Source organism: Haladaptatus sp. AB618 (assembly GCF_024136965.1).
Classification (GTDB): domain Archaea; phylum Halobacteriota; class Halobacteria; order Halobacteriales; family Haladaptataceae; genus Haladaptatus.
This window is the reverse complement of record NZ_JAMYJX010000022.1, coordinates 1-1,700: the sequence shown is the minus strand read 5'-3', so window position 1 is coordinate 1,700 and position 1,700 is coordinate 1. Positions and strand designations below refer to the sequence as shown.

Here is a 1,700-nt window from a genome sequence, read left to right as displayed (position 1 = left end):
TGAAACGGACGGGACGAGCGATCTTCACGCTGTGGCTGGTCGTGACGCTCACGTTCGGCATGATCCGACTGCTGCCGGGTGGCCCGCTCACCCAACTGCGCGGCAAACTGATTCGCCAAGGGTATCCACCCCAACAGATCAACTCCATCATCGAAACGTATCAAAACCTGCAACCCGACGCCCCGCTGTACGTCCAGTACAGCGACTACATCACCGCCCTGCTGCACGGCAACATGGGCAAATCGTTCACCTATCCCCGCACCGTGGCGAGCATCGTCGGTGAAGCATTGCCGTGGACCATCTTCGTGATGGTCACCGCCACCGTCATCATCTTCGCCATCGCCATCGTCTGGGGTGCACTCATGGCCTACCGCGAAGGGAGCCGCTTCGACATGGGATCGAGCGTTCTTTCGATCATCCTCTCCTCGATTCCCTTCTACGTCCTCGCCATCGCCCTCGTCATCGTCTTCGGCTACAAGTACAGCGTCTTCCCCGTCAGCTATCGCTTGAGCCCCGGCGTCGAACCCGGCTTATCCCTCCAGTTCGTCACCGACGCGCTCTATCACGCCTTCCTCCCCATCGTCTCGCTCGTCGTCTCCGGCGCGGGACTCCAAGCACTCGCCATGCGCGGCAACAGCATCCAGGTGCTCGGCGAGGACTACGTCCGCGTCGCCCGCCTTCGCGGGCTTCCCGACCGCCGCATTTCAGTGTGGTACGTCGGCCGCAATGCCATCCTCCCCATGTACACTGGTTTCCTCACTCTCATCGGCTTCAACCTCGGTGGCTCGGTTATCCTCGAACAGATTTTCACCTATCCCGGCGTCGGCTACTACCTGTTCCAGGGACTGCAAAACCGCGATTATCCGCTGATGATGGGCATCTTCCTCGTCATTACCGTCGCCCTCGTCCTCGCCGTGTTCATCGCCGACCTCACGTACGGCATCATCGACCCACGCGTCAAATCGGGTGATTCCAATGAAGCCTACTGAGGACAACGACGACGATGTCGACCGCGTCGCTACGGACGGCGGTTCGCAGTCGAAAGTCGAGGAGTTCAGCTTCGAGACGACGGGGTCTGACACGGAAGTCACGACCAAAGAACGATTACAGGACTTCTACGCCGAGTTCATCTACAAGCCAGGACTGGTTGCCTGGGACGACCCGCGTACGCGAATCGGCGGACTCATCCTGTTCATCTACATCCTCATCGGGACGGTGGGCACCTGGCTGTACCCTGCTCCCACCTCGAATCAGGTCCCGCGAAACCTCGTGCCGTTCCAGAACTGGGACGCACCACTCGGGTCGACGAAATCCGGCGTGGACGTGCTGGCGATGGCCATCCACGCCACTCCGCCGATGCTCATTATGATCGCCGCCGGTGGCATCTTCGCCACCGTTATCGCGCTCGCCATCGGCACGCTCGCCGGCTACAGCGGCGGGACGGTTGACACCGTGCTGACGTCCTTTTCGGACATTGCCATGACCATCCCCGGCCTGCCGCTCATCATGGTGCTTGCCGCCGTCTTCCACCCAGATAATCCCGTCCTCATCGGTCTCCTCATCACCATCAACTACTGGGCCGGACTCGCCCGCTCCATTCGCTCACAGGTGCTTACCCTGCGTGAGGAGTCCTACGTCGAAGCCTCGCGGACGATGGGGATGAGCACGCCGCGCATCCTGTTCAAGGACGTCATCCCGAA

2 protein-coding genes are annotated in these 1,700 nt (G+C 60.9%); both read left to right on the top strand.

The window, feature by feature from the left end; translation table 11 throughout:
• Positions 1-989: ABC transporter permease (locus NKF26_RS23910; RefSeq protein WP_253235030.1), on the top strand; the 989-nt coding region annotated here is incomplete at its 5' end.
• Positions 976-1,700, top strand: a 725-nt coding sequence (locus NKF26_RS23905) for an ABC transporter permease (protein ID WP_253229128.1), incomplete at its 3' end; no start/stop codon positions are given. The genes NKF26_RS23910 and NKF26_RS23905, both read left to right, overlap by 14 nt.